Here is a 21933-nt window from a genome sequence, read left to right on the forward strand (position 1 = left end):
GTGGTTCTCCCGGAAATCAGACGCGTTCGATGATCGTCGCGGTGCCCATGCCTGCGCCGATGCACAGTGTCACGAGAGCGGTGTTGAGGTCGCGGCGCTCAAGTTCGTCCAGCACGGTGCCGAGGATCATTGCGCCGGTGGCACCCAGCGGGTGACCCATGGCAATCGCGCCGCCATTGACGTTGATCTTGTCGGACGGGATGTCGAAGGCCTGCTGGAAGCGGAGCACGACGGAGGCGAAGGCCTCGTTGAGCTCGAACAGGTCGATGTCCTCGATCTTCATCTTGGCGCGCTTGAGAAGTTTCTCGGTCACATCGACCGGGCCGGTCAGCATCAACGCCGGGTCGGAACCAATATTGGCGAATGCCTTGATCCGAGCACGCGGCTCGAGACCCATGGTCTTGCCGCCGCGCTTGGAGCCGAGCAGCACCAGGCCGGCGCCATCGACGATACCCGAAGAGTTACCGGCATGATGGACATGGTTGATGCTCTCGATCTCTGGATGTGCCTGGATGGCGACGGAGCCAAAACCGCCCATCTCGGCCATCATGCCGAAGGAGGCGTTGAGGCTCGCCAGCGCCTGCATGTCCGTGCCCGGACGCATGTGCTCATCACGGTCGAGAATGGTCAGACCGTTGATGTCCTTGACCGGAACAACCGAGTTCTTGAAGTAACCCTTCTCCCAGGCATTTGCAGCCCGCTTCTGGCTTTCCATCGCATAGGCGTCGACATCGTCGCGGGTGAAGCCGTACTTGGTGGCGATCAGATCGGCCGAAATCCCCTGGGGCATGAAGTAGGCGGGAATATTGACGGAAGGATCCATGAACCAGGCGCCGCCCTGGGCGCCGATGCCGATGCGCGACATCGATTCCACACCGCCGGCGATGACGATGTCGTCCGCACCCTGGGCGATCTTGGCGGTGCCGAAATTGATAGCATCGAGACCAGAGGCACAGAACCGGTTGATCTGGATACCGGGGGCCTCGGTGGCGTAGCCGGCTTCGAAGGTTGCCGCGCGGGCAATGTCGCCGCCGGCTTCGCCGATGGCGTCAACACAGCCCATGACAATGTCATCGACCTTTTCAGTGGCAAGTCCGTTGCGGTCGCGCAGCGCTTCGAGCATACGCGAGGCCAGCCGAACCGACGGCACTTCGTGCAGGCTTCCGTCTTTCTTGCCGCGGCCCCGCGGTGTGCGGACGTGATCGTAGACAAATACATCAACCATTGCGGTGATCTCCAGGGTTTGGTGTTTGGGTCAGGCGGTCGCCGTGGCGGGGTCCTGCCCGCTCGGCATCAGCTCTTCGGGTCTCTTGTAGCCCGGCAGGGCTGCGATGCGGTCGAGCCAGGCCGCGATGTTCGGATAGGCAGTCAGGTCCATGCCGATCTGTTCGGGCCAGTACAGGTAGCCGCACAGCGAAAGATCAGCGATGGTCGGATGGCCGGAAACGACGAAGTCCCGCCCTGCGAGATGCGCATCGAGTACCTTGAAGGCACCCTCGGCCCGGGCACGGAAGAACAGCGTCACCGGATCGTCGGTTTTCTTCATGAACAGGTTCATGAAACGGTAGGTCGCGACATAGCTGGTCAGCTTGTGATTGTCCCAGAACATCCAGCGCAGGATCTCACGCCGTTCGGACTCATTGGCCGGGCCAAAACGGTCAAACTCCAGCGACAGGTAGTCCAGAATCGCCCCCGACTGGCTCAGCAGCACCTCCCCATCCACTTTGTGATGGGTCATTACCGGCACTTCGCCCATGACGTTCATCTCGCGGTACTCGGGCGAGCGTGTCTGTCCGGTAAAGAAGGCAACTCGTCGTGGCGTCCAGTTGGCGCTGCTGAGTTCCAGCATCAAGGCCGCCTTGTAGGCGTTGCCGCTTTCCATGAAGCAATCAAGCGTAAAGTCGGTCATTGTCACAGGCTCCTCGCAATCAACAGCTTCATGATCTCGTTGGTCCCGCCATAGATCCGCTGCACCCGCGCGTCGCGGAACATCCGGGCCACCGGGTACTCGTTCATGTAGCCATAGCCGCCATGCAGTTGCACGCATTCATCCGCCACCTTGCACTGCAGGTCGGTTGTCAGATACTTGGCCATCGACGCGGTGGTCGAGGTGAGCTGGCCTTTCAGATGCTCACCGACACAGTGATTGACAAACACCCGTGCCATGGTGGCTTCCGATTTCAGTTCCGCCAGCTTGAACTGGGTGTTCTGGAAATCCATGATCGCCTTGCCGAAGGCCTTGCGCTCCTTGACGTAGTCGATGGTGATCGCCAGCGCCCGCTCGATCATCGAGATCGCCTGGTTGGCGATCAGCAACCGCTCCTGCGGCAACTCCGTCATCAGTTGGGCAAAGCCCTGGCCTTCCTCGGTGCCAAGCATGTTTGCTGTCGGAATCCGCACATCATCGAAAAACAGCTCTGACGTGTCGTTACTCTTGAGCCCGACCTTGTCGAGATTGCGGCCACGCCGGAAACCTTCGACCTCATCGGTTTCGACCACCATCAGCGAAACGCCCTTGGCGCCCTTTGTCGGGTCGGTCTTGGTCACGACGATGATCAGGTTGGCATGCTGGCCATTGGTGATGAACGTCTTCGAACCGTTGATGACATAGTGGTTGCCATCCTTTTTTGCCGTCGTCTTGATACCCTGCAGGTCTGATCCTGCGCCTGGCTCAGTCATGGCAATCGCGCCGATCATCTCGCCGGAGGCCATTTTCGGCAGCCATTTCTGCTTCTGCTCTTCGGAGCCGAAATGCAGGATGTAGGGGGCGACGATGGCGTTGTGCAGCGCGATCCCGAAACCGTCGGTCCCGGTACGGCCGAGCGCTTCGATGATCGCTGCCTCGTGAGCGTAGGTCCCGCCCGAGCCACCATACTCCTCGGGTATCGCTGCGCATAGAAGCCCGGCTGCCCCGGCGCCTTCCCAGGCGCTGCGGTCGACCATCTCCTGTTTCTCGTAGCGGTCGTAATGCGGAACCACTTCCGCTTCCAGCCAGCGGCTGGCCATGTCCTCGAGCATGGCAACGTCGTCTTCCATCCAGTCCGGACGGGGTACGCCAAGCACTTCCGATGGCAATGTCGCCATGTCTTCCTCCCGAAGTTTCAGGCGGGCACATCAACATGCCCGCCCTCATTCTCAATTCAGTCAGCCAATGCCGCTTAGAATGCCTCCTCGGCCAGCTCCATCATGGTCTCGGCGCCGGTTTCGATGCGGGTCTTGCGCAGAGCGGTCTCGGGCATGATGCGTTCCATGTAGAACTTGCCGACCAGCAGCTTGGCCGCCAGGAACTCTTCCTTGCCGTTGGCGCCGGCGGCGCGCTTTTCAACTGCAGCCTTGGCCATCAGCGCCCACATGTAGCCAAGCGTGACAAGGCCGAACAGGTGCATGTAGTCAGTCGAGGCGGCACCGGCATTGTCGGGCTTTGCCATAGCGTTCTGCATCAACCACATGGTCGAGGCCTGCAGGTCGTTTAGCCCCTTCTTCAGGCCCTTGGTGTAGAGCGTCAGCTCTTCATTGTTGCGGTTTTCCTCGCAGAAATCGCCGACTTCCTTGAAGAACGCCATCACCGCGCGGCCACCGTTCTGGCCGAGCTTGCGGCCCACCAGATCAAGCGCCTGAATGCCGTTGGCGCCTTCATAGATCATGGCGATACGGGCATCGCGGACATACTGGCTCATGCCCCATTCCTCGATGTAGCCGTGGCCACCGAACATCTGCTGCGCCATCACTGCATGGTCAAAGCCCTTGTCGGTGAGCACGCCCTTGACCACCGGAGTGACGAGGTTGAGCAGGTCGTCGGCTTCCTGCACATCAGCCTCGACATCAGACTTGTGAGCGATATCGGATTTGAGTGCAGTCCACAGCATGAAGGCACGACCGGCCTCGTTGAAGGCGCGGATTGTCATCAGCGTCCGGCGCACGTCGGGATGTACGATGATCGGATCGGCCTTCTTGTCGGGGAACTTGGCGCCAGACAGCGACCGGCCCTGGAGACGCTCGCGCGCATAGGCAACAGCATTCTGGTAGGCAATTTCACCCATCGCCTGGCCCTGCAGGCCGACGCCAAGGCGGGCCTCGTTCATCATCACGAACATTGCCTTCAGACCGGCGTTTTCCTTGCCGATCAGGTAACCGGTGGCCTCGTCATAGTTCATCACGCAGGTTGCGTTGCCATGGATGCCCATCTTCTCTTCGAGCGATCCGCAGCTGACCGGATTGCGGTCGCCGAGTGAGCCGTCGTCACCGACCATGATCTTCGGCACGATGAACAGCGAAATGCCCTTCACGCCTTCCGGTGCGCCCTCGATGCGGGCGAGCACCAGATGGATGATGTTGTCCGACATGTCGTGTTCGCCAGCCGAGATGAAGATCTTCTGGCCGGAAATCTTGTAGCTGCCGTCGCCTTGCGGCACGGCCTTGGTGCGCAGCAGACCGAGATCGGTTCCGCAATGCGGTTCCGTCAGGTTCATGGTGCCGGTCCATTTGCCTTCGATCATCTTCGGCAGGAACTTGTTCTTCTGCTCGTCTGTGCCGTGTTCGGCAATCGCAGCGACAGCACCCTGGGTCAGACCCGGATACATCAGCAGCGAAAGGTTGGCCGAGATCATGTATTCGGAAACGGCTGTGTGCAGGGTGTAGGGCAGGCCCTGACCGCCATATTCGGGAGAGGCGGCAAGGCCGAGCCAACCACCTTCGCAATATTGCTTATAGGCTTCCTTGAAGCCCTTGGGAGTCGTAACGCTGGCGTCGTCATGACGAACGCAGCCTTCCTGATCGCCGACCTGGTTGAGCGGCAGCATCACTTCTTCAGCGATCCGCGCGCCTTCCTGCAGAACGGCTTCGACAATGTCCGGACTTGCGTCGGCAAAGCCTGGAAGATTCATGTAGCGCTCGTAGCCGAGCACATCGTTGAGAATGAAAAGCGTATCGTCGACCGGAGCCTTGAAGACTGGCATGGATCCTCATCCCTTGTGGTTGCGCCGCCGCAGGCACGATAGCCCGGCGATCTTCGTAGAGCGGCATACTAAACTTTGACGTTTGCGTAAACGTAAAAAATTGGCCTGATGACGTTTTCGACCTCACCTTGAGCCCGAAATCAATCAAAAACCAGTGTTTTTTGATCCTTCGGTCAAGAAAAACTCAAAAAACAGGCCGGCTCTGTATACTCCCAATTGGGGTTTTCGGCTGTTGGGTGAAGGGGGCTGCGGCGGTTTGAAGCAATAACTTCAGGGAGTGGGCAACAAAAAACCCGCCTTCTGAGCGGGTTGGGGAAGCATGAAGAAGGTAAGCTGGTCCTAGTCCGATTCAGCCAGCATGTCCCGGACCACTGTTATGGTCCGTTCAAGCTCATCAATTGCAGTGTTGATGCTCTTGCGTTGCTCTTCCAGCACCCGCATCTGTGCTTCGCCCTTCGATAGCGCCACCTTGAGCTGGGTGATGTTCTTGCCGCGCGGGTCGTAGAGATCGATCATCCGCTTGACCTCGGTCAGCGAGAAGCCGACCCGCTTGCCCAGCAGGATGAGTTTCAACCGGGCACGATCACGCTTGGAGAAGAGCCGCGTAACCCCGACGCGCGTTGGTTTGAGCAAGCCCTTGTCTTCATAGAAACGCAAGGTACGCAGCGTGACGCCGAACTCCTCGGCCAGATCGCCGATTTTGTAAACCGGTTCGTCATGATCGGCACTGGTGTCTGTCATGTCGTTCATGGTTGGGCAAAGCCGCTGTCTTGTTTGTTGCTCTATCAATCAATTTTGGTGTGACACTAAACAATCCGATGCGTCAAGTCGCGCCGTTTGCGGCAATCCCGGCGGAAGAAAAGTAACCTTGGTTAACGGGTTGTTTACCACGTTTCGCCGAATGTGGGTCCGAAGAGCAGTAAGCCCGGATTCGTTGTATCTTGTTTTTGCCGGTTTGAAGTCTGGCCTTCCGGTGTCCGGGTTTTCCCCCGTGTCCCGGACGGCGGTATGGATGTGCTGCGGACGGGGGTGGGGCGGAAGCCCCGGTCAACAACGCGAAGCGGAAACAAAAATGAACGGATCGCGATCTCATTCAAGCAGGGCCGGTGCCGGCGGTTCCTCACTGGATTCGCTCAATCGCACGATCGAGAGCCTTGAAGCGCGGATTGAAAGCATGCTCGGACACAGCGGTGATGCCGCTGCCGGGCGGCAGCCTGCAACATCACAGCAGGCCGAGCCCAAGAGATCGCAGCCCCAGGGCCTCGGCGGCGACCTGCTGGAGGATATTCGTGCGCGCCAACGGGCGCTGGAGCAGACCCAGCGCGAAGCGGCCAAGAAGACGGCGAAACACGCACCTGCCGCAGCGCACGGCACCGCCGCCACGGCTCCAGCCTCACGACCCGCACCAAAGGCCAGCGCTCAGTCCCAGCCCGTCGGCCACCAGGATCTCAAACCCGACCTTAGCCAGCAGCTCATTACAGAGATGGCGGCGCTGCGCCGGGAAATGCGTGAACTGCGCGCGGACGCCCGCGATCAGTCGCTGCCGCGGGAATTGCGCCAGGATCTCGCCGGCATTTCCGCTTCCATAGATGCACTTGGAACCCATGACGACGGGGCGGGTGCGCTCAGGCTGGAACTCGATTCCATGCGCGGTATCGTCGAGCAGCTGGCCCGTGAAGACAGCGTTCGTTCGCTCGAGAGCCGTTGGCAATCGATGGAGCAGCAGGTCTCCGGTCTGGACATGACCGCGCTTCGCGAGGAACTGGTCAACCTGGCCTATCGCGTTGACGATATCCGCGAATTCCTCGCCACCATGCCTGCCTCGGGCCAGGGTCAGGCCATTGAAGACAAGATCGTCGAGCTTTCGAACACAATCGAGGCGATGACCCACCAGACCGCAGCGGCGGGACCCGATTTCCCCGCCCAGTTCGAAATGCTGGGTGCACGGCTCGATGAGATTACCCGTGCTATCTCCGCCATGCCGGCCACTGTGTCCTCCGCGCCTGACAATGCGCCGTTCGAGCGGCTTGAAGCCCGACTCGCCTCCGTTGCCCAGAAAATCGATGAACTCGAGCCATCAGCGTTTGAAACCGAACTCGGAAGCCGCATCGAGCACCTCGCAGCACGGGTCGCGCAACTGGCAGACGAGGATGCAATCGCCCGTCTCGATGCGCGAATCGAGAATCTGCAGTCTTTGGTCGAAAATCGCGCACGTGATGATCGCATGCCCGAACTCGCCGACTATCTAAACGACATCACCGGCAAGATCGAAGCGCTCGATGCCCGCGGAATCGATGACTCGCTGATCGCCCGCCTGGATCACCTGGCCCACCAGATCGAAGGTCTTTCGCTGCCGGCACCTCAGGCGGAAGCGGTTCCCGATGCTGTGATCGGACGTCTGGAAGCCCTCATCGGCCGTGCCGAAGCCACCGTCTCGCGCAGCGTCGATCCGTTGCCGGGGCTCGAGACCATCGATGCCCGCCTCGCTGACATTGCCCACAAACTGCAGCAGGCTGAAATCACCACCGCTGGGCAAGCCATGCAGCCGGTCAATGGACTCGAAAATGTCGAGGCGCAGCTTGCGGAGATCTCGGCACGGCTCGACCGGCCCTATGCCGAACAGGCTCCGGTGACGATGCCGGGAATCGAAAATCTGGAAGCCCGCCTGGCAGATATCGCCGAGCGGCTGGATATGTCGAGCACAAGCGGCTCGGGTCCCAGCGACCAGGCCATGCGTGGCCTGGAAGACCAGATTGCCAACTTGTCCCGCCTGATCAGTTCCGCCCCCGCCGGTGCCGGCACGGAAGTCTTTGACGAACGCCTGGCCGCCATAGAGGAACATCTCGCGAGCAGCGATGAGTTCGTGGTCGAAGCCGCCCGTCAGGCGGCCGAAGCAGCGCTGTCGGCTTATTCCGGCCAGATGGGCAATGCACCGACGCCGCAGGCGCTTGCCAATATGGAGGTCATCACTGCGCTGGCCGATGACCTCAAGGCTCTGGAAAGCCTGAGCCGCAAGACCGAAGACCGCACCACCCGCGCATTCGAAGCGGTTCAGGAAACCATGCTGAAGATTGCTGGTCGTCTGGAACGTCTCGATGCGCCTGCATCCCATGGTGTGGCTGATGCGCAGATGCCGCGCACCTCGACCGAGGCGCTCGACGAAGCCATGCAGGCTGCCCCGGATTACCAGGACGAAATCCACCAGGTTGAGATGAGCCATGCCGGCAACAAGGCCAACCCGGCGCGGACGCCATCGGAAGCCGCCGCAATGGCTGCGGCCTTTGCTGCAAGCCAAGAGGCAGAGACGGATGACCCGGAGCTTGCGGCAGAGCCGGATGGCGGCAGCGAGAAGTCGTTCCTGTCCGGGCTGGCAGCCCGCATCCGCCCGGGCAAGGAAGCCGCCAAGTCGCAGTACGACCCGCAGTTTACCGAAGACAATACGCCTCGCCTCGATCCCTCCATGGAAATGGACGCGGCAACCGCGAACATGCCGCTTGAGCCCGGCTCGGGCGCACCCGATATCAATCGCATTCTGCAGAAGGTGCGTGAGGCCCAGGCCGCTGAACGCCAGCGCGATCGTGGATCGGCCGAGAACGGTTCGGAAAAAACCGAGTTTCTCGCCTCCGCCCGCCGCGCTGCCATGGCAGCCGCTGCGGAAGTGGAAACCATCGGCAAGGCACGCAAGGCCGGTGGCGGCATGCTCGAGGTCTTCAAGTCCCGTCGCCGCCCCATCTTGATGGCAGCCGGCGCGGTTCTGCTGGCAATCATGTCCTACCCGCTGGTGTCCGGTCTTCTTTCCTCCGGGAATGAGCAATTGGCAGTCGTTGAGCCGGCCATTGTCGAGCCGGCGACGGTAGAAAACGCCGGGATTGCCGACGACAGCGAGGTCTCTGTGGTCGGTGCCGAGGATCTGCAGCCGGTGACGGCAACCCGTCTGCCCGAGGTCCGGGTGATCGAACCGGGCGAGGACGCTCCGTTGGAACTGACCGGGACAGAACCGCCGGTGTTGTCGGCGGAGGAGACTGCCGCGATCACGCCGCCAGAGGTTCAGAATGTAAATCAGGCCGAAGTTCAGGCCCCGGCCATCGACGACGCCCTCACCGCAGCTATCGATGCGCTGCCGGCGAACGCTGCATCCGGCGCGCTCAAGGCTGCCGCGGCAGCGGGCAATCCGCTTGCATTCTACGAGATCGGCGCACGCTTCACGGAAGGCCGCGGCGTTCCCGTCGATTTGCGGACTGCCGCCAGCTGGTATCAGCGGGCCGCCGACCTCGGGCACGCACCGTCGCAGTACCGCATTGCCAATTTCTATGAAAAGGGCAGTGGTCTCGAGCGTGATCTCGATGCCGCCAAGAAATGGTACCAGCTCTCTGCCGAGCAGGGCAACGCCAGCGCAATGCACAATCTCGCCGTGCTTTATGCCACCGCTGGCACCGTTCCGGATTATGACAGCGCCGCGCAATGGTTCGACCGTGCGGCCGGGGTTGGCGTTCGCGACAGCCAAGTCAACCTCGCCATTCTTTATGCGCGGGGTGACGGCGTGCCCCGCGATCTCGAGAAATCCTACAAATGGTTTGCCATTGCCGCCAATGATGGCGACCGGGATGCAGCGGTCAAGCGCGATGAAGTCTTCAACGCGCTGCGGCCCGAACAGGTCGAGGCGGCCCGCGCATCGGTGGCGAACTGGACGGCTCAGCCAATCAACCCCGACGCAAACGAAGTCGAGGTTCCTGCGTCCTGGCAGGGTGCCTCCACCGAAACCGCCGCGGTCGACATGAGCAAGGCCATCCGCAACATTCAGGCAATTCTCAACAACAACGGCTTTGATGCGGGCGCACCTGATGGCGTAATGGGCAAAAAGACCGTCGCCGCGATCAGGCAGTTCCAGGCCTCGATCGGACTGGAACCCACCGGGGAAATCGACGACGCGCTGGTCCAGGAACTGCTCGCCCGGAACGGCTAACCGGTTTTACCGCGGGCTCGCCCGACCGCCAAGGAAGTCCTTTGACAGCCAGATCCGCTGCCTCCATGCAGGCAGCGGATCTGCTCGTTGGGGATGGAAGCCGGGATTCCAAATCCCACGTCATTTCCTAGCTTTATCATGTGTTTCTTAGCGCTGGATTGCTTGGTTTGGGCCGCACGCGGTGAAAAAAAACGTTGCGACGGAAAAACCGTCGCAGGATCGGCTCAACTGATTTGACTCGCACCTGCGAAACGCGCAAAACCATGGTGCCGGGCATTCCCCGGCGTAACCCTTTTTCCGTCATTGACCCCCGGGGGGCAAGGTGACCATCTACCTGCCGATCGCAGAATTGTCGGTCAATATCTTCGTCATCCTCGGGATGGGCGCGGCGGTCGGTTTCCTTTCCGGAATGTTCGGTGTTGGTGGCGGATTCCTGATCACACCGCTGCTGATCTTCTACAATATCCCGCCCGCCGTGGCGGTCGCCACCGGCGCCAATCAGGTGGTCGCGTCGTCCGTTTCCGGTGCCCTTGCCCATTTCCGGCGCGGCACGCTTGATATCAAGCTCGGACTTGTGCTTCTGGTCGGAGGTCTGGCCGGCGCCACCGTCGGCATCCAGATCTTTTCCATGTTGCGGCGTCTCGGCCAGCTCGATCTGATCATTTCGCTGTTATACGTCGTTTTCCTCGGCTCTGTCGGCGGGCTGATGCTTTGGGAAAGCGTGAACTCGTTGCGGCGGGCGGCTCAGAACAAGACCGTCTCCCTACGCAAGCCGGGTCAGCACAACTGGGTCCACCGGCTGCCGTTCAAGATGCGGTTCAAGCGATCGAAGCTTTACCTCAGCGTCATTCCGGTGATCCTGCTTGGCTTCGCCATCGGCATTTTAACGTCGGTGATGGGCGTCGGCGGCGGCTTCATCATGGTTCCGGCGATGATCTACCTCCTACGGATCCCGACCTCGGTCGTCATCGGCACATCGCTGTTCCAGATCATCTTTGTCACCGCCTTCACGACGGTCGTTCAGGCGACGACCAACTTCTCGGTCGACATCGTTCTGGCCTGGCTGCTGATGATCGCCGGGGTGATTGGTGCGCAATACGGCGTTCGCGTCGGTCAGAAGATGCGTGGTGAGCAATTGCGCGCCGGGTTGGCACTGCTGGTGCTCGGCGTCGGAATCCGGCTTGGCCTCGGGCTGGTGCTTCCGCCCGACGAGATCTACTCGGTTGTCAGCGGGAGCTTCGGGTTCTGATGCGCTCCGCTGTCCTCCTGCTTGTCGTCTCCCTCTGCACAGCTGTTCCCGCCATGGCGCAGCTCGCCGACCCGCCGGTGACCGTCAACGAGAAGTTTTCCGAGCGCATCGACATCGGCATTTCCACCAACGAAATCGCCATCACCTCCGACTTCTCAGGCGCCGACATCACGGTCTTCGGCGCCATTGAAGGGGCGGACGAGCTGCTTCTGGCCACCTTCGCCTATGATGTCGTGGTCGCGCTGGAAGGCCCACGCATCCCCACCACTGTGCGGCGAAAGGAGCGAGTGGCGGGAATCTGGATCAACCGTCATTCAATCCGTTTCGAGCCGATCCCGGCGTCCTATTCGATGTCGAGCACCAGGCCGCTTCCCAACATTACCAACCTGATGGAGCTTGCGTCGCGCGATATCGGCATCAACAACATCAGGCTTGTACCGACCGGCGGCGTCGGCGACGGCTCCCGGTTGACCGAGTTTCGCGATGCATTGCGACGTATCAAGCAGGCAAGCGGGCTGTACCAGCGCCATCCGACCGGCGTTCAGTTCATTTCCAAGGCGCTGTTCCGTGCCGCCGTCCGCTTGCCGGCCAACATCCCGGTAGGCCAGCACGAAGTCCGCGCGGTGCTCTACAAGAACAACCAGTTCGTCATGGAAAAGGTCATTCCGCTGCGGGTGGTCAAGACCGGTCTCGAACAGTTCATATACAATTTCGCCCACAACTACTCGCTGGCCTACGGCTTGGTCGCCGTGTTGCTCGCCACCTTGACGGGCTGGCTTGGAAGCATAATTTTCCGCAAGGACTGATCTGGCAACACCGGCGGGCAGAGAATGAAAATGCAACAGGAAGGCGACCGCCTCGGTGCTACGGCCTGGTTTCTGGCCGGGCTCGGCGCGGTGCCCTTTGTCGCCATGGCGGTGGCTGGGATCGTTTCGCCGGTCTTCGCGACGGCGCATCTCGGCGGTGAGACGGCCTTCATCGGCTATGGTGCCGTGATCCTGTCCTTCATGGGAGGTGTTCGCTGGGGCGCGGCGCTACCGCCCTCGGCAGGTCCGGGTGCAGAGCAGTTGATGATCAGCGTGGCGCCGTCGCTGGTGGCCTGGCTGGCGTTGCTGCTCGAACGGCCTTGGTCGCTGCTCCTGCTGCTCGCCGGCTTCGCGCTGCAAGGGGGCTGGGACGTGGTCAGCGCCCGTAACGGCGCTCTGCCCGGCTGGTTCGGGCGGCTGCGCCTGACCATCACCGCCATCGTCGTTGCCTCGATATTGCTTGTGCTGATCGCCTGACTCAAAAAGAACCGGTGCCCGGTCAGCCATTCATCCGGCTGAAGGCGACGGAATAGATACGTTCCTTGCCGATCAGGTGTGCCATCAGCCGGCTTCGGTCAAACAATCCGCGCATGGCTGGATGGCGGAGTTCAAGCCCGCCGGTGGTCGCGCCAAAGGCCGGCATCAAAAGCCGCTTGCCGTCGCTGGCAAAACATGGCCGGCGCACGCCCTTGCCGCGCCGGACCACGCGCGCAGCAGGATGCAAATGACCGGCAATTTCGCCGTCCGTCATCCCCGGTTTCGGCTCATGCCGGAAGTTGAGCGTTTCCACCTTCAATTCGCTGCAAAAATCCCCCTCTAGCCCCACCGGCCTGTCCGGATCGTGATTGCCCTCGATCCAGGTCCAGGCCCGGCCGTGCTGCAGGGCCTGGAGCTGCTCGCGGTAGCACTCGGGCAGGTGAGCTGAACCTTTCCGGTCATGAAAACTGTCGCCAAGACTGACCACGAGACGCGGATTGTAACGCGCAATCGCAGCTGCCAGCCGGGCGAGCGTCATCGCCGTATCGTAGGGCGGCAGCATCATTCCACGCCGGGCATAGGCAGCACCCTTTTCCAGGTGCAGATCGGACACCACCAGTACGCCGCTGCCCGGCAGCCAGGCCACGCCGGCACGGTCGCAGATGACGGCGGTTCCGTTGACAGTGACATCCACCGTCAGCGGTGCGCCTGCCTGGGTTTCGAGTGTGAGAGCCGCATTTGTGCCGTGCATGGCTGTTCCGTTCAATTCTAACTCTGTGCCTCGGCAAGCAGATCCTCTGCGGCTTCAGCCAGGATGCTTTCATGCGCTTCGCCGGTCACCGGTTCGCGCCCCATCTCCAGCATGATCGGGACGGCCAGCGGCGAAATGTGCTCCAGCGCGCGGTGCCGGATATGGCCCTTGATTCGCTTCAGCATAGCGCCAAGCCTGTGAATATCCAGAAGCCCTTGTGCCGCATCGGCGCGGGTCGCGCGCAGCAGGATGTGGTCCGGTTCATGGCTTCGAAGCACGTCATAGATCAGGTCCGCCGAGACTGTCACCTGGCGGCCCGATTTTTCTTTGCCCGGATGCCGCCGCTCGATCAGCCCGGAAATGACGGCGCAAGCGCGGAAGGTGCGCTTGAGCATCCAGGATTCGTTGAGCCAGGCATCGAGATCGTCGCCCAGCATGTCCTCGTCAAACAGCTCGCCCAGATCAAGCCGCCCGCTCGCAATCATCGAGCCCATGTCTTCGAGCGCCCACACAGCAAGCGAATAGTCCGTCGCAACGAACCCGAGCGGCTGTGCACCCAGCCGTTCGAGCCTGCGGGTCAGAAGCATGCCCAGGGTCTGGTGCGCCACGCGGCCTTCGAACGGGTAGAGCACCATGAAAAAGCGCTCTGCCCGCGGAAATGTCTCGATCAGCAGGCTGTCGCGTGCCGGCAGTTGCGAGACTTGTTGCTGCATTCTCAGCCAGTCTGAAACCTGGTCTGGCAGCGCGCTCCACTTTTCAGGGTCGGCGATCATCGCCCGGACGCTGTCCGCCAGATAGGTCGAGAGCGGGAACTTGCCGCCGGCATAGGCCGGCACTTTCGGATCCTGGTCCCAGGCCTTGGACACCATGCACTCGTTTTCGCGGATGCCCTCGAAGCGCAGGATCTTGCCGGAAAACAGGAACGTGTCGCCAGGTGCGAGCGTTTCGAGGAAATATTCCTCGACCTTGCCCAGCGGCGGTCCGCCGCGCCCGGTCAGCGTGCCGTTCTTGCGGCTGGTCAACCGCACATTGAGCATCGGCGCTTCGATGATGGTGCCGATATTGAGCCGGTATTGCTGCGCCACCTGCGGGTTCGAGATCCGCCAACGCCCGTCCGGCTGCTTGCGGATCCGGGCGTAGCGCTCGTAGCTTTTGAGTGCATAGCCGCCGGTGGCGACAAATTCGATGATCTTGTCGAATGTTTCGCGGTCAAGCTGGGCATAGGGTGAGGCGCTGCTCACTTCACTGTAGAGGTCATCCGCATCGAAAGGCGAAGCGGCGGCCATGCCGAGCACGTGCTGTGCCAGCACATCAAGCCCGCCATCTCCGCCTGGTGGCGTGTCCTGGGCGCCGACATAATTGGCGTCGATCGCGGCCTGGCATTCGAGCACCTCAAACCGGTTGGCCGGTGTCAGGATCGCCCGGCTCGGCTCGTCCATGCGGTGGTTTGAACGGCCGATGCGCTGCGCCAGCCGGCTGGCGCCCTTGGGCGCCCCGACATGCACCACCAGGTCGACATCGCCCCAGTCGATGCCGAGATCCAGCGTCGAGGTGGCGACCACGGCGCGGAGTTCGTTGCGCCCCATCGCCGCTTCCACCCGCCGCCGCTGTGCCGCATCCAGTGAACCGTGGTGCAGCGCGATCGGAAGGCTGTCGTCATTGATCCGCCACAGCTCCTGGAACAGCAGTTCAGCCTGGCTGCGGGTGTTGACAAAGATCAGCGTGGTGCGGTGATCCTTGATCGTCTGGTAGACCTCGGGAATCGCGTAGCGCGCCGAGTGCCCCGACCAGGGAATCCGCTCCTCGCTTTCGAGAATGGTAATATGCGGACTGGCTCCACCTGCGACCGTGATCCGGCCGGCAAGCGCATCGGTTGCGGGCGATTGCGGAACCAGCCAGCGCTGCAGCTCTTCCGGATCCGCCACTGTTGCCGACAATCCGATGGTCTGCAATCCGGGCGCCAGCTTGCGCAACCGTGCCAGCGCCAGCGCCAGCAGGTGCCCCCGCTTCGAGGCGATCAGCGAATGCAGCTCGTCAAAGATCACGTACCGCAAACCGGAGAACAGCCGCTCGGCGTGCTGATTGGCAATCAGCAGCGAGACCTGTTCCGGCGTGGTCAGCAGGATGTCGGGCGGGTCGGTGCGTTGCCGCGCGCGTTTGGATTGCGGTGTGTCGCCAGTCCGGGTCTCGATCCGCACCGGCAGCGCCATTTCCTCCACCGGCCGCGCCAGGTTGCGCTCGATATCGACCGCCAGCGCCTTGAGCGGCGAGATGTAGAGCGTGTGCAGCGTCCGCGCCCCGGCGGTTCCAGATTTGGGTTTGCCGCGTGCGGCAAGGTCGGTAAGGCTCGGCAAAAAACCAGCCAGTGTCTTGCCGGCTCCCGTCGGCGCGATCAGCAACATTGAGCGACCGGTTATGGTCTCTGCCAGGAGCTCCAGCTGATGCGCACGCGGCTGCCAGCCGCGGCTGGCGAACCAGCCGAGAAACGGCTCGGGCAATGAGAACCCCGGATTGTCGGTGGCTGGTGCAGATTCGGTTTTCACGACCGACAATGTAGTGCAGCCGTGCAGGCTCTCCAAGAAGGCCGAAGCTGATCCAAACGCAATCGCAGCGAACACAGGATTGGTGTTGCGGTGGGCTCCGTTTGACATCACGCTAAATCATGGATAAAAAATATCCATGATAGGAGAGTGACACATGAAACTCAGTGACGGGATAGAGCAGGCGATACACAGCGTGACCATGCTCGCAAGGCTGGAAGCGGATGCCGTGCTGTCGGCGTCGAGCCTGGCTGAGTTTCACGGCGTCTCGACCAGCTACCTGCTCAAGCATCTCCAGGCGCTTTCGAAAGCCGGCATTCTTGCCACTGTACCCGGGCCGAAGGGCGGCTACCGGCTCGGCCGGACACCGGTGGCGATCAGCCTGCTCGACATCGTGCTCGCTATCGAAGGCCCGGCGCCCGCATTTCGCTGCAACGAGATCCGGCAACGCGGCCCAAATCCATTGCCGGAACGCTACTTCAAGGCGCCCTGCGGCATCAACACCGCCATGCTCAGGGCCGAGCAGGCATACCGGGCAGAGCTTGCCGGGGTCACCATGGCGGATCTCATCGCCGACCTTGCACGAGCCGATGATGGCGGCATCGCGGCCCGTGGCTGTGCATTTCTGGATCAGCATCAACGCAAACCGGCCCGCTGAGGCCAGGTTCGAAAAGGAGAAATCGCATGAAACCTCGTCTTGATTTCCACAAGGCTGCACCGGACGCTTTCAAGGCTGTGCTGCAGCTCGACTCCTATGTCCAGAAATGCGGTCTGGAACGCCGCTTCATTGACCTGATCAAGCTGCGCGCGTCACAGATCAACGGATGCGCTTACTGCGTTGACATGCACGTCAAGGAATCCCGCCGCGACGGGTTGAGCGAGCAATGGATCAACCTGATGAGCGTCTGGCGGGAGGCCTATGTCTATGACGCCAAGGAGCGCGCACTTCTCGGTTGGGTCGATGCTGTCACCAACCTCGCCCAGACCGGTGTCCCCGATAGCGAATTCGAAGCCCTCAAGGCGCATTTCACCGAGGCGGAGATCGTAGACATCACCGTGGCCATCGGTGTCATCAACACCTGGAACCGGCTCGCGGTCAGTTTCCGCACCCCGCATCCGCTGGATCAACCGGCAGCTGCCGCCTGACAGCACCTTGACCGAGACCCGGTCGCAATCGCCGCTTTCAGTTGAGAGCGGCGGTCAGGGCCGGGGAAATTGCCAGGGCCGCAGGTTCTTCGGTCACCGTGGCACCTGGCCGCTTGCGTGCCACGGCAAGTAGCCCCGAGATGGTGTCCGGGCCGTCCCGCCGGATCGGTTCCCGGCTCAATGTCAGCAAATAGAGGCCATTTTCTTCCAGTTGCCGCCGCAGATAGGCCTCGCCGTGACAATAGCGCAGCGAGGTTTGCAGCATCCACTCGCATCCCTCGGGGCCTGCCTCCAGCGAAAGCGCAAGCAGGCCACCAGGTGCGGTCAGGCTGGCGGCCACGGCCAAGACGCCTGAAAGATCGCCGAAATAGGCAAACACATCCGCTGCCGCGACCAGATCCGCCGGCTGCGCATCCGGTAGCCGCGCCGCCGGGATACCGTGCAGGATATCGGCCTGCCCAAGATGATCGTAGACGCCCTTGTCCGAGGCCTTGGCCAGCATGCCCTGCGACAGGTCGTAGCCTTCAAGCCAGGATGTCGCCCGCCGGATCCGCTCGCCGAACAGTCCCGTGCCGCAGCCCAGATCGATCACCTTGGCGAACTGTGCATTGCTGCCAGCCGCGTCTTCAATCAGGGCAGCCAGCCGCTCGGGAACGCGGTAGCCGAGATTTTCCATCAGAGCCGTGTCGAACCGGTCCGAATAGCCGTCAAACAACGCTTCGACATATTCGGAGGGCGGTGTTGGCGGTGTTTCGGCCTGACCGGTCAGTGACAGCTTCAGCCCGGCGCCGAATATATCATTCGGTGCAAGCACAAGCACCTGCCGCCACGCGTCCGCCGCGCCGGCCAGATCCCCGGCCTTCTCGCGAAAATCTCCCAGCGCCTGCCAGCCGGCAGCCCAGCCGGGAGCCAGTGAAAGCGCTTGGACCTGAAGATCCACGGCCGCGCCGAGATCGCCGCCTTCGGCATAGAGACGGGCATAGTGAGCACGGCGATCGGCAGTCAGATCGCCAGAGGAAAGCTGATAGGATGTCATGTGTGAACCGGAGAGGAACTGAGGCTGGAGCCTATGCGTTGACAGCGTGCAAAACGCAAGCCCTTTCGCACGCGGTTCTGCCGCGCTAGTTGAGTATCATGGCAACCAGACCCGAAGACCTGCTGATCCCCCGCCGTGAAGGGCTTTATTGTCCGCCAGGTGACTTTTTCATTGACCCGGTCCGCAATGTCGACCGGGCCCTGATCACCCATGGCCATGCAGATCACGCCCGCGCCGGGCACGACCACGTGCTTGCCACCCCGCAGACACTCGACATCATGGCTATCCGCTATGGCGCCGACCATGCCCGAGAAACCCAGGCAGCCGGGTTTGGTGAGACCGTCCGCATCAAGGATGTGACCGTGCGGTTTCACCCTGCCGGACACGTGCTCGGATCGGCCCAGATTGCTGTCGAGTGGAAGGATCTGCGTATCGTTGCTTCCGGAGACTACAAACCGCGGCCCGACCCGACCTGCGCCACTTTCGAGCCGGTGCCCTGCGATGTCTTCATCACCGAAGCAACGTTTGCGCTGCCGGTCTTCCGTCACCCCGACGCGATGGATGAAATCACTCGGCTTTTGCGCTCGGTTAGCCGCAACCCGGAGCGCGCGCATCTGGTCGGTGTGTACTCGCTGGGAAAGGCGCAGCGCGTCATCCGCCTGATCCGCGATGCCGGCTATCACCAGCCGCTCTACCTTCACGGTGCTTTGCAAAAGCTCTGCGACTATTACGAAAGCCAGGGCATCGCTCTGGGAGACCTGCGGCCGGCGACGGTGGATGCCGGTGCCAAGGGTGATTTCGCCGGAGCCATCGTGCTTGGACCGCCGTCGGCCTTCGGCGACAAATGGGCCCGCCGTTTCCCCGATCCGCTGGTCAGCTTCGCCTCGGGCTGGATGCAGGTGAGGGCGCGCGCCCGCCAGCGCGGGGTCGAACTGCCGCTGGTCATCTCCGACCATGCCGACTGGGACGAACTGGCCGACACCATCCAGACGGTCGGGCCTGGTGAGGTCTGGGTGACTCATGGCCGCGAGGAGGCCCTGGTGCGCTGGTGCGCCATGCAGGGAATTCCCGCCAGGCCGCTGCATCTGGTCGGCTATGAAGACGAAGGCGACTGAGAGATGAACCGTTTCGCCGATCTTCTCGACATGCTCGCGTTTACGCCCTCGCGCAACGCCAAGCTTCGGCTGCTGCAGGACTTTTTTCGCACGGTGCCCGACCCGGAGCGCGGCTATGCGCTGGCAGCGATTGCCCGCGATCTTGACATTCCAGCGGTCAAACCGGCGCAACTCCGCGAGCTGATATCCGCCCGCATGGATCCCGAGCTCTTCGGCTATTCCTACGACTATGTCGGCGATCTGGCCGAAACCATAGCGCTTGCCTGGCCGCAAAAGGGAGAGGCGCTTGCTGGCCGCAACGACATGCCGGGCCTGTCCGAAGTGGTCGAAACACTGATCGCGTCCTCGCGCCGCGACGGCCCCCGCCTCGTCGAGGACTGGCTCGACCGGCTCGATCCGCCCGGACGCTACGCGCTGCTCAAACTTGTCACCGGCGGCTTCCGCATGGGGCTGTCAGGCCGACTGATCAAGCAATCGCTGGCGGCTTTCGGGGAAGTTGATGTCAACGAGATCGAAGAGTTGTGGCACGGCCTGGCGCCGCCTTACACCGAACTCTTTGCCTGGCTCGAAGGCTCGGGCGACAAACCTGTCAACGCAGCTGCCGCACCGTTCCGCCCGGTGATGCTGTCCCATGCCATCGACGACAAGGATTTTGAAAAACTCGATCCGAAGGATTTTACGGCTGAATGGAAATGGGACGGTATCCGTGTGCAGGCCACATCGGAGCGCGGCATATCAAGGCTCTATACCCGGACCGGCGATGACATTTCGGCCACGTTTCCGGATCTTGTCGATGCGATCGGCTTTGACGGCGCGCTGGATGGCGAATTGCTGGTCGCCCGCGCCACCGAAGGTGGCCTCGAAACCGGATCGTTTTCCGACCTGCAGCAACGCCTCAACCGCAAGAAGGTCAGCGCCAAACAATTGCGCGACTTCCCGGCCTTCTTCCGCGCCTATGACCTGTTGCAGGAGGGGGACGAGGATCTGCGACCGAGACCGTTTGTAGAGCGCCGGCAGCGTCTCGAGGCATTCGTCTCAGGGCTCGATCCGGCGCGCTTCGATTGCTCTCAATTGCTTAGCTTCGAAAGTTGGGACGATCTTGCCGCCCTGCGCGCTAATCCGCCCTTCGCTGTCATCGAAGGCGTCATGATCAAACGCAAGGCGGCGCCCTACCTGCCTGGCCGCCCGAAAGGCGAATGGTTCAAGTGGAAGCGCGATCCTTTTCTAATCGATGCGGTGCTCATGTATGCCCAGCGCGGTCACGGCAAGCGCTCGGGCTTTTACTCCGACTACACTTTCGGCGTCTGGCGCGAACCGGGCGAACTGGTGCCGGTCGGCAAGGCCTATTTCGGCTTCACCGACGATGAGCTGATCGAGATCGACAAATATGTCCGCAACAACACCATCGAGCGCTTTGGGCCGGTCCGCTCGGTGCGCGCCGGGGCGGAGAAGGGGCTGGTCTTCGAGATCGCTTTTGAAGGTATCAACCGTTCCAGCCGCCACAAGTCCGGCGTTGCCATGCGGTTTCCCCGGATAAGCCGTCTGCGCTGGGACAAGCCTCCGGCCGAAGCCGACCGGCTGGAAACGCTCGAGCGGATGATCGACGGCACCGAGTAACGGACTTGCTCTGGATACCCTGCGTGACTATGTGAAAGTCAACGGAACACGGGAATGGATGCAATGAGCAATGGTCTGACACGCTTTCTGGGCGACACGCCCGGCCGCACCGCACTCAAGCTGTTGGTTGCATCTTTCGTGGTCGGCGTGATCATGGCCACCTTCAACTGGTATCCGGTGGATCTGCTGTTCATTGTCCGCGATTTCCTCGTCAATATTTGGGAAACAGGTTTCGCCGCCTTGGGCCGTTTCGGCAGCTATCTGTTGCTTGGCGCCGGCGTTGTCATTCCCGTCTTTATCGTCCTGCGGCTGCTCAGCCTGCGCAGATAGGCGCAGGTCTCAGGCAAACTCCGCCGCGGCTTCGAAGGTCATGAGATGCCGTCCGGCGACGGCCTCAATGTCGCGGCTGTAGCCGCCGCCGAGCACCGACGCCACCGCTATTCCCCGCTCCCTGAAAAAGGAAAACACCCGCCGGTCGCGGTCCTTGAGGCCCCGGTCGCTCAGTGACAGCCGTCCAAGCCTGTCATTCTCGTGCGGATCCACGCCCGCATTGTAGAACACCAGATCCGGCGTAAAACCCGCGACGCTGCGCGGCAGCAGCCAGTCCAGCGTCTCAAGGTAAGCTGCGTCGCGCACCCCATCAGGTAGGGCAACGTCAATCGACGAAGCCTGCTTGCGCACCGGGTAGTTCTTCTCGCTGTGCATCGAGACAGTACGGATCGCATCAGTGCCCGCGCAGATCTCGGCCGTGCCGTCGCCCTGGTGGACGTCGAGGTCGATTACCAACACCTGCCCAACCTCGCCGTCGGCGAGCAGCAGGTGCGCGGCGACCGCCACATCGTTGAAGGTGCAGAAGCCCGCCCCTTGCGCTCGCCGTGCATGATGGCTTCCCCCGGCGGTGTTGCAGGCGATGCCCTCGGCGAGCGCCAGCCGCGCGGCCATGACCGTTCCGGCCGTCGCCAGTCGCGCTCTCAGACTGACACGCTCGGTGACAGGGAAGCCGATTTCGCGCTCGATGAAGGCCGGCACCTTGCAGGCCAGCACCTGATCCACATAGACGCGGTGATGGGCGAGCGACAACCACTCCGCAGACGCCGGTCCCGGCGCGTGAACGATTGTCCGCTCGCCAATGTGGCTCGCGCGGATCAGTTCCATCAGTCTGGTGTATTTGCCCATCGGGAACCGGTGGTCCGGTGCAAAGTTGGCATCGTAATCCGGGGCGTGGACTATGGGCAGGAACGACATGGGGCGTTTATGCCCGGCCAGGCTGCACGCGTC

The 21933-nt window shown here is 61.9% G+C and carries 18 protein-coding genes; 9 read left to right on the plus strand and 9 right to left on the minus strand.

Annotation, left to right across the window (positions count from 1 at the left end):
- Nucleotides 1–16: 16 nt before the first annotated feature.
- The 5 genes from CRO46_RS14865 to CRO46_RS14885 all read right to left on the minus strand — a co-directional run bounded on the left by CRO46_RS14865 (nucleotide 17) and on the right by CRO46_RS14885 (nucleotide 5696).
- Entirely contained in the window at nucleotides 17–1225 is a 1209-nt protein-coding gene (locus tag CRO46_RS14865) for an acetyl-CoA C-acetyltransferase (RefSeq protein ID WP_097108562.1), read from the minus strand.
- A 30-nt stretch (nucleotides 1226–1255) separates the two neighbouring features.
- Nucleotides 1256–1909: a glutathione S-transferase family protein gene (locus tag CRO46_RS14870; protein WP_097108563.1), complete on the minus strand. Its 654-nt coding sequence runs from the start codon at nucleotides 1907–1909 to the stop codon at nucleotides 1256–1258.
- Nucleotides 1910–1911: 2 nt separating this feature from the next.
- The gene (locus CRO46_RS14875; protein WP_097108564.1) at nucleotides 1912–3084 is read right to left on the minus strand and encodes an acyl-CoA dehydrogenase family protein; all 1173 of its coding nucleotides are present in this window, start codon (nucleotides 3082–3084) and stop codon (nucleotides 1912–1914) included.
- 74 nt (nucleotides 3085–3158) lie between these two features.
- On the minus strand, nucleotides 3159–4955 hold the full coding sequence (locus CRO46_RS14880) for an acyl-CoA dehydrogenase C-terminal domain-containing protein (protein WP_097108565.1): 1797 nt from the start codon (nucleotides 4953–4955) through the stop codon (nucleotides 3159–3161).
- A 339-nt stretch (nucleotides 4956–5294) separates the two neighbouring features.
- Nucleotides 5295–5696 carry a MerR family transcriptional regulator gene (locus CRO46_RS14885; RefSeq protein ID WP_097108566.1) on the minus strand — a complete coding sequence of 134 codons (402 nt, stop codon included), beginning with the start codon at nucleotides 5694–5696 and terminating at the stop codon, nucleotides 5295–5297.
- A gap of 331 nt (nucleotides 5697–6027) precedes the next feature.
- Between CRO46_RS14885 and CRO46_RS14890 the strand changes: the two genes are divergently transcribed.
- The 4 genes from CRO46_RS14890 to CRO46_RS14905 all read left to right on the plus strand — a co-directional run bounded on the left by CRO46_RS14890 (nucleotide 6028) and on the right by CRO46_RS14905 (nucleotide 12450).
- Entirely contained in the window at nucleotides 6028–9918 is a 3891-nt protein-coding gene (locus CRO46_RS14890; RefSeq protein WP_179759079.1) for a peptidoglycan-binding protein, read from the plus strand.
- A gap of 322 nt (nucleotides 9919–10240) precedes the next feature.
- Nucleotides 10241–11167, plus strand: coding sequence for a sulfite exporter TauE/SafE family protein (locus CRO46_RS14895; protein WP_097108568.1), 927 nt, complete (start codon nucleotides 10241–10243; stop codon nucleotides 11165–11167).
- A complete protein-coding gene (locus CRO46_RS14900; RefSeq protein ID WP_097108569.1) occupies nucleotides 11167–11973 on the plus strand; it encodes a TIGR02186 family protein in 807 nt (268 codons plus the stop codon). Before CRO46_RS14895 ends, CRO46_RS14900 begins: the two co-directional genes overlap by 1 nt.
- Before the next feature lie 24 nt (nucleotides 11974–11997).
- Nucleotides 11998–12450 (plus strand): DUF3429 domain-containing protein, encoded by a 453-nt coding sequence (locus CRO46_RS14905; RefSeq protein ID WP_097108570.1) that lies wholly within the window; start codon nucleotides 11998–12000, stop codon nucleotides 12448–12450.
- Nucleotides 12451–12472: 22 nt separating this feature from the next.
- Here the strand turns inward: CRO46_RS14905 and pdeM are convergent, their stop codons facing one another.
- Nucleotides 12473–13201 carry a ligase-associated DNA damage response endonuclease PdeM gene (gene pdeM, locus CRO46_RS14910; protein ID WP_097108571.1) on the minus strand — a complete coding sequence of 243 codons (729 nt, stop codon included), beginning with the start codon at nucleotides 13199–13201 and terminating at the stop codon, nucleotides 12473–12475.
- Nucleotides 13202–13218: 17 nt separating this feature from the next.
- Complete coding sequence (locus CRO46_RS14915; protein ID WP_425479287.1) at nucleotides 13219–15753, minus strand: ligase-associated DNA damage response DEXH box helicase; 2535 nt, start codon at nucleotides 15751–15753, stop codon at nucleotides 13219–13221.
- Between the two features lie 145 nt (nucleotides 15754–15898).
- Here CRO46_RS14915 and CRO46_RS14920 point away from each other — a divergent pair, with 145 nt between their 5' ends.
- Nucleotides 15899–16399 carry an RrF2 family transcriptional regulator gene (locus tag CRO46_RS14920; RefSeq protein ID WP_097108573.1) on the plus strand — a complete coding sequence of 167 codons (501 nt, stop codon included), beginning with the start codon at nucleotides 15899–15901 and terminating at the stop codon, nucleotides 16397–16399.
- Nucleotides 16400–16425: 26 nt separating this feature from the next.
- On the plus strand, nucleotides 16426–16887 hold the full coding sequence (locus tag CRO46_RS14925; protein WP_097108574.1) for a carboxymuconolactone decarboxylase family protein: 462 nt from the start codon (nucleotides 16426–16428) through the stop codon (nucleotides 16885–16887).
- 37 nt (nucleotides 16888–16924) lie between these two features.
- On the opposite strand, the gene CRO46_RS14930 is transcribed toward CRO46_RS14925, so the two are convergent.
- Complete coding sequence (locus CRO46_RS14930) at nucleotides 16925–17923, minus strand: class I SAM-dependent DNA methyltransferase (RefSeq protein ID WP_097108575.1); 999 nt, start codon at nucleotides 17921–17923, stop codon at nucleotides 16925–16927.
- Between the two features lie 98 nt (nucleotides 17924–18021).
- On the opposite strand from CRO46_RS14930, the gene CRO46_RS14935 reads away from it, so the two are divergent.
- The 3 genes from CRO46_RS14935 to CRO46_RS14945 all read left to right on the plus strand — a co-directional run bounded on the left by CRO46_RS14935 (nucleotide 18022) and on the right by CRO46_RS14945 (nucleotide 20985).
- Nucleotides 18022–19038: a ligase-associated DNA damage response exonuclease gene (locus CRO46_RS14935; protein WP_097108576.1), complete on the plus strand. Its 1017-nt coding sequence runs from the start codon at nucleotides 18022–18024 to the stop codon at nucleotides 19036–19038.
- Nucleotides 19039–19041: 3 nt separating this feature from the next.
- Nucleotides 19042–20655 (plus strand): cisplatin damage response ATP-dependent DNA ligase, encoded by a 1614-nt coding sequence (locus CRO46_RS14940; RefSeq protein WP_097108577.1) that lies wholly within the window; start codon nucleotides 19042–19044, stop codon nucleotides 20653–20655.
- Between the two features lie 63 nt (nucleotides 20656–20718).
- Entirely contained in the window at nucleotides 20719–20985 is a 267-nt protein-coding gene (locus CRO46_RS14945) for a DUF6460 domain-containing protein (protein ID WP_097108704.1), read from the plus strand.
- Between the two features lie 9 nt (nucleotides 20986–20994).
- On the opposite strand, the gene CRO46_RS14950 is transcribed toward CRO46_RS14945, so the two are convergent.
- Nucleotides 20995–21900, minus strand: coding sequence for a histone deacetylase family protein (locus CRO46_RS14950; RefSeq protein WP_244577910.1), 906 nt, complete (start codon nucleotides 21898–21900; stop codon nucleotides 20995–20997).
- Between the last annotated feature and the right edge of the window lie 33 nt (nucleotides 21901–21933).

It is taken from the genome of Parahoeflea halophila (assembly GCF_900220985.1).
In the GTDB taxonomy this organism is placed as follows: domain Bacteria; phylum Pseudomonadota; class Alphaproteobacteria; order Rhizobiales; family Rhizobiaceae; genus Hoeflea; species Hoeflea halophila.

Coding starts and splice junctions, on each gene's coding strand:
- CRO46_RS14920 (WP_097108573.1), top strand. CDS start 15,899: ATGAAACTCAGTGACGGGATAGAGCAGGCGATACACAGCGTGACCATG.
- CRO46_RS14940 (WP_097108577.1), top strand. CDS start 19,042: ATGAACCGTTTCGCCGATCTTCTCGACATGCTCGCGTTTACGCCCTCG.
- CRO46_RS14925 (WP_097108574.1), top strand. CDS start 16,426: ATGAAACCTCGTCTTGATTTCCACAAGGCTGCACCGGACGCTTTCAAG.
- pdeM (WP_097108571.1), bottom strand. CDS start 13,201: ATGCACGGCACAAATGCGGCTCTCACACTCGAAACCCAGGCAGGCGCA.
- CRO46_RS14890 (WP_179759079.1), top strand. CDS start 6,028: ATGAACGGATCGCGATCTCATTCAAGCAGGGCCGGTGCCGGCGGTTCC.
- CRO46_RS14875 (WP_097108564.1), bottom strand. CDS start 3,084: ATGGCGACATTGCCATCGGAAGTGCTTGGCGTACCCCGTCCGGACTGG.
- CRO46_RS14945 (WP_097108704.1), top strand. CDS start 20,719: ATGAGCAATGGTCTGACACGCTTTCTGGGCGACACGCCCGGCCGCACC.
- CRO46_RS14880 (WP_097108565.1), bottom strand. CDS start 4,955: ATGCCAGTCTTCAAGGCTCCGGTCGACGATACGCTTTTCATTCTCAAC.
- CRO46_RS14870 (WP_097108563.1), bottom strand. CDS start 1,909: ATGACCGACTTTACGCTTGATTGCTTCATGGAAAGCGGCAACGCCTAC.
- CRO46_RS14935 (WP_097108576.1), top strand. CDS start 18,022: ATGGCAACCAGACCCGAAGACCTGCTGATCCCCCGCCGTGAAGGGCTT.
- CRO46_RS14950 (WP_244577910.1), bottom strand. CDS start 21,900: ATGTCGTTCCTGCCCATAGTCCACGCCCCGGATTACGATGCCAACTTT.
- CRO46_RS14930 (WP_097108575.1), bottom strand. CDS start 17,923: ATGACATCCTATCAGCTTTCCTCTGGCGATCTGACTGCCGATCGCCGT.
- CRO46_RS14905 (WP_097108570.1), top strand. CDS start 11,998: ATGAAAATGCAACAGGAAGGCGACCGCCTCGGTGCTACGGCCTGGTTT.
- CRO46_RS14900 (WP_097108569.1), top strand. CDS start 11,167: ATGCGCTCCGCTGTCCTCCTGCTTGTCGTCTCCCTCTGCACAGCTGTT.
- CRO46_RS14885 (WP_097108566.1), bottom strand. CDS start 5,696: ATGACAGACACCAGTGCCGATCATGACGAACCGGTTTACAAAATCGGC.
- CRO46_RS14865 (WP_097108562.1), bottom strand. CDS start 1,225: ATGGTTGATGTATTTGTCTACGATCACGTCCGCACACCGCGGGGCCGC.